The 9371-nt window shown below is 39.5% G+C and carries 8 protein-coding genes; 4 read left to right on the forward strand and 4 right to left on the reverse strand.

What is annotated here, in order from left to right; translation table 11 throughout:
- Window positions 1–924: 924 nt before the first annotated feature.
- Window positions 925–1794 (reverse strand): flagellar protein MotY, encoded by an 870-nt coding sequence (locus tag H5202_RS14620; RefSeq protein ID WP_182772723.1) that lies wholly within the window; start codon window positions 1792–1794, stop codon window positions 925–927.
- Window positions 1795–1981: 187 nt separating this feature from the next.
- On the opposite strand from H5202_RS14620, the gene rnt reads away from it, so the two are divergent.
- A complete protein-coding gene (gene rnt, locus H5202_RS14625) occupies window positions 1982–2647 on the forward strand; it encodes a ribonuclease T (RefSeq protein WP_182772724.1) in 666 nt (221 codons plus the stop codon).
- 127 nt (window positions 2648–2774) lie between these two features.
- Here the strand turns inward: rnt and H5202_RS14630 are convergent, their stop codons facing one another.
- Window positions 2775–3380 carry a peroxiredoxin gene (locus tag H5202_RS14630; RefSeq protein ID WP_011636928.1) on the reverse strand — a complete coding sequence of 202 codons (606 nt, stop codon included), beginning with the start codon at window positions 3378–3380 and terminating at the stop codon, window positions 2775–2777.
- A gap of 389 nt (window positions 3381–3769) precedes the next feature.
- Between H5202_RS14630 and H5202_RS14635 the strand changes: the two genes are divergently transcribed.
- Window positions 3770–5092 carry a Na+/H+ antiporter family protein gene (locus tag H5202_RS14635; RefSeq protein ID WP_182772725.1) on the forward strand — a complete coding sequence of 441 codons (1323 nt, stop codon included), beginning with the start codon at window positions 3770–3772 and terminating at the stop codon, window positions 5090–5092.
- Between the two features lie 170 nt (window positions 5093–5262).
- On the opposite strand, the gene upp is transcribed toward H5202_RS14635, so the two are convergent.
- Window positions 5263–5889 (reverse strand): uracil phosphoribosyltransferase, encoded by a 627-nt coding sequence (gene upp / locus H5202_RS14640; protein WP_182772726.1) that lies wholly within the window; start codon window positions 5887–5889, stop codon window positions 5263–5265.
- Window positions 5890–6130: 241 nt separating this feature from the next.
- On the opposite strand from upp, the gene purM reads away from it, so the two are divergent.
- Complete coding sequence (gene purM, locus H5202_RS14645; RefSeq protein WP_182772727.1) at window positions 6131–7168, forward strand: phosphoribosylformylglycinamidine cyclo-ligase; 1038 nt, start codon at window positions 6131–6133, stop codon at window positions 7166–7168.
- On the forward strand, window positions 7168–7812 hold the full coding sequence (gene purN / locus H5202_RS14650; protein ID WP_182772728.1) for a phosphoribosylglycinamide formyltransferase: 645 nt from the start codon (window positions 7168–7170) through the stop codon (window positions 7810–7812). The genes purM and purN overlap by 1 nt, the downstream gene beginning before the upstream one ends.
- A gap of 94 nt (window positions 7813–7906) precedes the next feature.
- Here the strand turns inward: purN and cysB are convergent, their stop codons facing one another.
- Entirely contained in the window at window positions 7907–8884 is a 978-nt protein-coding gene (gene cysB, locus H5202_RS14655) for an HTH-type transcriptional regulator CysB (RefSeq protein ID WP_182772729.1), read from the reverse strand.
- Between the last annotated feature and the right edge of the window lie 487 nt (window positions 8885–9371).

Genomic DNA, 9371 nt, shown 5'->3' on the forward strand with positions numbered 1-9371 from the left:
TAATGACCATTGACTACTTACTAAGCATCAACAAGATACGAGCGTAAATCCCGCCGCAAATATGGCTAGAACAATCATATAAAAACGGGTTTAGGATAATATTTAGTATCTTAAAATGAATAAGCAGACTTTGTATTGTGACGAGATGCACACTATTTGTTAAATGTTATTATGGCAGAATTAACTAATCCGAATAGTTATGCAAAAAATCTAAATAACAACTTAATAAAGCGCTATACAAGCCGATTAGAGTATATAAACCATATAACCACAACCCTCATTCATTAGCTTTACTAATGCTAACGCATAATTTTTCTAGTTTGTCAGATTAGTGTATACATTCTATTATTAACTTGTTTTCAGAACACATCAGATTCAGATGTAGAAAACCAAGAACTCCAAATTGATGTAACCCAATACGTCAGTTATCCCTAGTTCTTATGCTTGACTTCCTTCCTTAAATTTGTTGATTGCAAATTATTTAGCCCACTTGGATTAAGTGGGTTTTTTTTGCTTTTTTTTAGTCTATCTTAAGACCAGAAAGATAACCTTCGCGAACAATTGAATCAATAAACATCTATCACTAATGTAAATTTGAGCGTTACTAATAGAAAATGGTTGACCCCTTTCAAATGATGACCACGCGAAAATTAATGCACTTACATGCTTCATTGATTAGGCTTTGAGGGGAGAAGACTGCCGCTCATACATAAGTATTGTCGATGGGACTAAATTTGCTGTTAACGAATATAGAATAATAGCCAAGTGAAGCAAAGGGATAAACGTAGCGATACGAGAACCAATTAACTATCGAGCCATTACGCTGTTTACTTTATATGTGGCTGATTTAAGCTACTTCATGTATCAATCGTATCCAAAAAAAACACTGTGCATGGTTTGCACAGCGTGTGATACATTATTGGATTATATGGGCTTAGTTATTTTAATTACGACTCTGCGGTTCATCTTACGTTCTTCAGCAAGATCATTACCTGTTACATGACGTTTCTCACCGTGACCCGATGTATGGATCCGATCTTTAGGGATACCGCTAGCAATGAGAATGTCTTTCACTGAGTCAGCACGCTTATCTGACACCTTTTGATTAACAGAACGTCCACCATAACTGTCTGTATAAGCATCAACCAGTACGAGCTCCACTTCAGGGTCAAAAGACAAATAACGCTGTATTTTCTGTAATTGCTGGCTAGAAAAGCGTGTCAACTCGACACCGCCTTCTTGGTAATTTAACACCGTGAAAGCAATATCATCAAAACTATAAGGTAATAAATTAGCTAAACAAGCGCGAAATTCACGATATTTACCACCAAAATTAGCCGACGACAATCCCACGGCAATCTTAGAATTTTGATTATACCAATCGGCATAATAGAACGTGGGTTCCATTCCTTGGCTCAATTCATTCAACATCGACCAAGCGGCTTTTTTAGGTACTTCACCATTAAACTGTTTATTGTATGTCAGTTGAGTGATTTCTTTGGAATTGTGCCCGGGACGCCAACTTGGAGCTCGACTAATTAATCTGGCTTGAGTAACCGCATCAGGTTTTACCCACATGTCTAACGTAAAATGTAGGTTTAACGCTTTACCGGCATTACTGGTAAATACCGCACGCCCATAGTCAGGAATATCATGTTCAAGACGGCATTCTATCGGATTGTTCTCGCCAATACGCCATGCAGAGTTTTCGAGTGACGCAACATAATGCCTCAAGTCGGCATTAGCCGTTGAGCAAAGACACAAACTTGTGAGGACCATCAGTTTTCGCCACATAAAACCACCCTTTATACCCGATTACATTTTATCTATCGGCCACAAAATAAGTTTCTTTAGCAAACAATTATGTTTAATCGATGATAAAAACCACGATCGAACATGACACTGCGCTTGAGTTTGCGCATAATACTCGGCTTATATCATTTGCACCGATGAATGATAGCTATTGAGGATAAAAACTGTAATGACTGATATTTTCGACGCTAACAAGTTTAAACACCGATTTCGTGGTTATTTCCCTGTTGTTATCGATGTCGAAACTGCGGGTTTTAATGCCAATACCGATGCGTTGCTTGAAATTGCCGTCAGCTTATTAAAAATGAACAGTGATGGGATCATTGTACTTGATAGAACTCTTCATTTTAATATTGAGCCTTTTGAAGGCGCTAACCTAGAGCCTGAAGCCTTAGCTTTTAATGGTATCGACCCTACCAACCCACTTCGGGGCGCTGTAGACGAAAAAATCGCTTTTTTAGAGATTTTTAAAGAAGTTAAAAAAGCCCAAAAGGCAGCAGATTGTCATCGCAGTATCATTGTCGCGCACAATGCCGCTTTCGATTTAGGTTTTGTTAACAAGGCTATTGAACGAAACGGTTTAAAACGTTCTCCTTTTCATCCTTTTGCTAGCTTTGATACCGCGACACTTGCAGGTCTTGCTATTGGGCACACCGTATTAGCTAAAGCCTGTAAAATGGCAGGCATCGATTTCGACAATAAAGAAGCCCATTCAGCATTATATGATACCGAACGCACCGCCGAACTATTTTGCCTCATAGTCAACCGATGGAAAGCATTGGGTGGCTGGCCATTAGCGGCTGTGGAAGATGATACTGACGCGGTAAGCGAATAAATCCAAAGTCAGTCATTGGCTATCTCAAGCAGGCTATAAAATAGTGGCTAGCTTGATATGAAAACATTAATTTCATCCAATAAAAAAGCTGCCGAAGCAGCTTTTTTATTATCTCTAATTTGCTAGATTATAGCTTGTCAGAGTTGTCTTTTAGATATGCAGCAACACCTTCAGTGCTTGCAGTCATACCTTTTTCGCCTTTTGACCAGCCCGCTGGACAAACTTCACCGTGCTCTTCGTGGAACTGAAGTGCGTCAATCATACGGATCATTTCATCAACGTTACGGCCTAGTGGTAAATCGTTAACCACTTGGTGACGAACTTGACCTTCTTTATCTACTAAGAAAGAACCACGGAAAGCAACACCAGCTTCTGGATGCTCTACATCATATGCTTTACAAATTTCGTGCTTAACATCAGCAACTAGAGTGTACTTAACTTGGCCAATACCACCCTTGTCTACTGGAGTGTTACGCCATGCGTTATGAGTAAACTGTGAATCAATAGAAACACCAATCACTTCAACACCACGTTTAGTGAACTCTTCCATACGGTGATCAAAAGCAATGAGCTCTGATGGACATACAAAAGTAAAATCGAGTGGGTAGAAGAAAATAACTGCAGGCTTACCTTTAATTGCGGTAGCAAGGTTAAATGTGTCAACAATTTCACCAGAACCAAGAACGGCTGCTGCTGTAAAATCTGGGGCTGGACGGCCTACTAATACGCTCATTATCTATCTCCATTAAATGGCTTAAACACTCAACAACGATACATGTGTATCACAAAATGGTGATCCACTAAGCAAATACCCATATCGTTGGGACTTATATCAGTCGTATACCATACATCTAATTTAACGGACTTATAAGTCATTTCAGATGAAAGTTGGTTTACTTGCTGAAAAATAAAACATGATGACCCATTAAATAATAAGTTTCAAATATGACAAAATGATTTGATGACATGATTTCACCCATCGTTATCAACAACCACATCTTAAACGGCAAGTCATTATGAGTTATCTATCAGCAAAAATAAGTAAAAAAACGATATGCGCTGGACAAATAGACTCTACACAGTCAAGAATAGCGACCTCACTTACTTTTAAGAAAAATGATTATGAATGCGGTTGTAATCGCGGTCTGCTTAATGTTGTTTTTAAGCTTTATTCGAATTAACGTTGTAGTCTCGTTAACCATCAGTGCTGTTGTGGCCGGTTTAGTCGGTGGATTAGATATTCATCAAACAATCACTGCCTTTAATGATGGCCTAGGCGGCGGCGCCCAAATAGCGCTAAGCTATGCCTTACTTGGCGCATTTGCAGCAGCATTATCACATTCGGGCTTAACGACATTAATTTCTCATTCAATTATAAAAAAGCTCGGAAAAGAACCTAATAGCGGTAATACTCAAGTTGTACGTTGGTTACTATTGGTCACAATATTATTGATGGCTGTTTCATCTCAAAATATTTTGCCCATTCACATCGCCTTTATACCCATTCTTATTCCACCTTTACTGCATGTCATTTCAAAACTACATATCGACCGTCGTCTTATTGCCTGTATTCTCACGTTTGGCTTGGTCACCACATACATGATTTTACCCATCGGTTTTGGCGGCATTTTTCTCAATGACATTCTGTTGGCAAATTTAAACACGAATGGTCTAAATGCGATCGGTGAACAAATTCCTAAGGCGATGTTATTACCAGCTATGGGCATGGTTGTCGGTCTACTCACGGCAATATTTATCAGTTACCGCAAACCTAGACACTATATGATTGAACAACCAGTGGAAAGTGACAGTATTACAACCACTATAAGTCGAAAAAGCCTATTGATATCACTCTCTGCAATTGTGATTACGTTAATTGTTCAATTAAAAACTGATTCGATGATATTTGGGGCGTTAAGTGGATTTATTATCTTTCGTTTTTCTGGGATCATTAAACACGAAGTAAGCAAAGACTTGTTTAATCAAGGTGTGCATATGATGGCCAACATCGGCTTTATTATGATTGCAGCGGCAGGCTTTGCTGCAGTGGTTAAATCTACCGGCGAAGTTGGCACTCTAGTGACTTCTCTAGGTGATATCATTGGTGACAACAAAGCGTTAGCCGCATTACTGATGCTTATTGTTGGATTATTGATCACTATGGGTATTGGCTCTTCGTTCTCAACCATTCCCATTATCGCCACCATATACGTACCTTTAGCACTCAGTTTTGGTTTTTCTGTTGCGGCAACGATTGCGCTGGTCGGTACTGCTGCAGCGCTTGGTGATGCGGGTTCACCGGCATCGGATTCGACCCTAGGTCCAACAGCAGGTCTTAATGCCGATGGACAACATGATCATATTCGCGACAGCGTGATCCCAACGTTTATTCATTACAATATTCCACTGCTTGTTTTTGGTTGGATTGCTGCGATGGTGCTTTAACATTCAGCTGATAACTGTAGCTAATAACTGTAGCTAATAACTTTGGCTAATATCTACGGCTTATCAAAATATAATAAAAACGGGAGCCTTTATTGAGGCTCCCGTTTTTATTATCTCGTACATGATATAAATCATACCGAGTAATGGTATCTACAATTCAGTATAACGAATTATTTGGTACCAAATATCTTATCGCCCGCATCACCTAAACCTGGTAAAATATAACCTTGCTCGTTTAAGCAATCATCAATCGCCGCAGTATACAGTTCAATATCAGGGTGTGCTTCTCCAAGGGCTTTAATGCCTTCTGGAGCAGCAACCAAAACCAACGCCTTAATTGAAGTACAACCCCTTTTTTTAAGCAGGTCGATAGTTGCAATCATTGAACCACCAGTCGCTAACATTGGATCAACCACTAAAGCGATACGTTCGTCTACATTGCTTACTATTTTTTCAAAATAAGGGATAGGTTTTAATGTTTCTTCATCACGATAAATCCCCACAACTGAAATACGCGCACTTGGTAGATGCTCAAGAACACCATCCATCATGCCCAAACCAGCACGTAATATTGGCACTACAGTGACTTTTTTACCCTTAAGTTGCTCAATGGTAACAGGACCATTCCAACCTTCAATCGTCACCGTTTCAGTTTCAAAATCAGCGGTAGCTTCATAGGTTAATAAACTGCCAACTTCAGTGGCAAGTTCACGAAATCGTTTGGTGCTGATATCCGCTTCACGCATTAAACCAACTTTATGACGAACCAGAGGATGCTTTACTTCAACGACTTTCATTTCTTTCTCCTAGATTTCTGACTATTTCAGGCAAATTTGACAAATGTTAGACGATTTATCCTTTCTATAAAACATAAAGTTTCATAATTGCAGTAAATCGTGACCTAAACCGATAAAAAATAGGCAATTCATCGTTTTCTTTATAGGATAAAGTAAAAACATGGCTTCCGACTAGCAGCACAAACTGGTAGTATATTGCCGCATAAAATTCCATAAAACGATGTACCCTAGAGGATCCTCCGTGACCACTCCTACCCCCCTAAGTTACAAAGACGCCGGCGTTGATATCGATGCAGGTAATGCGTTAGTAAACAACATTAAATCTGCGGTAAAACGCACTCGCCGTCCAGAAGTTATGGGCAATTTAGGTGGTTTTGGCGCGTTATGCGAATTACCAACTAAATACAAACATCCAGTACTCGTTTCTGGCACTGATGGTGTTGGCACTAAATTAAGATTGGCTATTGATTACAAAAAGCATGACACCGTGGGTGTTGATTTAGTTGCTATGTGTGTCAATGACTTAATCGTTTCTGGTGCTGAACCGCTTTTCTTTCTCGATTACTACGCAACGGGTAAGCTTGACGTTGAAACGGCAACCTCCGTTGTTACCGGAATCGCAGAAGGTTGTTTCCAATCTGGTTGCGCATTAATCGGTGGTGAAACGGCTGAAATGCCAGGCATGTACGAAGGCGAAGATTACGATCTTGCCGGATTTTGTGTTGGTGTTGTTGAAAAAGCAGACATCATTGATGGTACCAAAGTCAAAGCGGGTGACTCGCTGATAGCGCTTGGTTCAAGTGGTCCTCATTCAAATGGTTACTCATTAATCCGCAAGGTATTAGAAGTAAGCAAAGCAGACCCTCAGCAAGATCTTGCTGGTAAGCCATTAATTGACCATTTATTAGAGCCTACCAGAATTTATGTTAAGCCTTTGTTGAAGCTGATTGAACAGTCAGACATTCACGCTATGGCACACATTACCGGTGGTGGGTTCTGGGAAAATATCCCACGAGTACTTCCTGAAGATTGCAAAGCTGTAGTTAAAGGCGACTCATGGAAATGGCCAGTGGTATTCGACTGGTTAATGCAAAACGGCAATATCGCTCAACATGAAATGTTCCTAACATTTAACTGTGGTGTAGGTATGGTTATTGCGTTGCCAACAGATAAAGTCGATGCGGCATTAGCGTTATTAACGGCTGAAGGCGAAAATGCTTGGTTGATAGGTGAAATTGCTACTCGTCAAGGTGACGAAGAGCAAGTGGAGATCATCTAATGAACCAAAGCTGTCGTGTTGTGGTACTGATTTCCGGTAATGGCAGTAATCTTCAAGCTATCATTGATGGCTGTGACGATAACTTAAAAGCTGACGTTGTTGGTGTAATTAGTAACAAACCGGATGCTTATGGATTAATTCGCGCTCATCAAAGCGAGATTGATACCAGTTGCGTTATTCCTTACGCCAATGAAATACGCAGTGATTATGATGCGCGTTTATTGAAATCCATCGAGAAATATCAACCAGATCTAATCATTCTTGCGGGTTTTATGCGTATTTTGACAGATGATTTTGTAACTCATTTCCTTGGGAAAATGATTAACATCCATCCCTCACTATTGCCGAAGTATACTGGGCTTCACACGCATCAACGTGCTATCGACGCTGGCGACAAAAAACATGGCGCTAGTGTGCATTTTGTTATCCCAGAACTCGATGCTGGACCGGTAATATTACAAGCTAAAGTCCCTATTTACCCTGAAGATGATGCAGAAACATTAGCAGAGCGTGTTCATGAACAAGAACATGCCATTTATCCTCTAGTGGTAAAATGGTTCAGCTTAGGTCGTCTAGCAATGACTGATTGTAAAGCTTATTTAGATGGCGAGTTAATTGGTCCTTCTGGTTACGCGCCAGACTAAAATTGATTGATCTGTTATTAAATCTTTATGTTAAAACAAAAAACCTCGCTGATTAGCGAGGTTTTTTTTACAATAAACATTATCGATATACAAACTAACGTAACGGTAATGTCATGTCGGCAAACATTTCGTCAATCAGTTGCTGATCACGAAGCGCGACAGCTTTTTCAACCACGTCACGAGTTAAGTGCGGTGCAAAATGTCGCATAAAGTCATACATATAACTGCGTAAAAAACTACCACGCCTAAAGCCGATTTTGGTTGTGCTATGAGCAAAAAGATGGCTTGCATCAATCGCCACTAAATCTTTGTCAACAGCTGGATCTATTGCCATAGAAGCAATAACCCCTACTCCTAACCCTAAACGTACATATGTTTTAAGTACATCAGCACTGGTTGCACTAAACACCACTCGAGGATCAAGATCTGCACGCTTAAATGACTTTTCAATTTCAGAGGCTTTATCAAAACCAAACACATAAGTGACTAGCGGAAATTTAGCCAAATCTTCAATGCTAATTTTTGTCGATTGAGCCGCGAGTGGATGGTCACGAGTCACAACAATTGATCGATTCCAATGATAACAAGGCAGCATAATTAAATCGGTATATAAGTGCATTGCTTCTGTAGCAATAGCAAAGTCTGCATCACCTCTAGCCGCTTGTTCACTAATTTGTGACGGCGTGCCTTGGTGCATATGCAGATTGACTTTAGGATATCGCTTAATGAACTCTTTAATGATTTGCGGCAGAGCGTATCGAGCCTGAGTATCAGTGGTGGTAATATTTAAATCCCCCTGATTAGGCTGGGTATATTCTTCTGATACCTTTTTAATGCTATCGACTTTACCAAGTATATCATTAGCAATATCAATAACTTGCTGCCCGGCTGGCGTCACGTGGGTCAAATGTTTACCACTTCGACCGAATATTTGTATGCCCAATTCATCTTCAAGCATTCTAACTTGCTTACTAATACCTGGTTGTGAAGTATAGAGATTTTCAGCCGTGGATGACACATTAAGGTTGTGTTTGACAACCTCTGCAATATATCTAAGTTGTTGTAGTTTCATGGTTTATCCTTGATTTAACCTGAGCTTATCTGCAAATAAGCAAACAAGAACTAATCGGCCGTTGTTTTACACAACCAGAACATTTGTTCTACTATAATAAAACGCTATATACTAATTGAAATGGAATATAAAAAGGAATAAGGAGACAGTAAAAAACACCGCTTATCTAATTGACTTAGCTTTTCAAAAACATCGACGCTCACCGGTTTGTTGATTTATCAACAAAACGACTTATTATTCAACGACAGCCGTGATAACTTACGCTAAGATATAGATTCATTTTGATGAAATTTTATTAGTATTATTATTCCAACATCAAATTAACTTTTAGCCATAGCTGTTTGGCTATTTTTACCATGTGATATGAAAGATAAAATGGAACCTTTATGTCCTTAATGTTGGTATTAATTCTTATTGGTGCACTATTATTGCTGATAATAGGCTTTAGTATTGTTCAACAACAAAAAGAACGCGCAGAAGCCGAGCG

This window comes from Shewanella sp. SG41-4 (assembly GCF_014164505.1).
Lineage (GTDB): Bacteria > Pseudomonadota > Gammaproteobacteria > Enterobacterales > Shewanellaceae > Shewanella.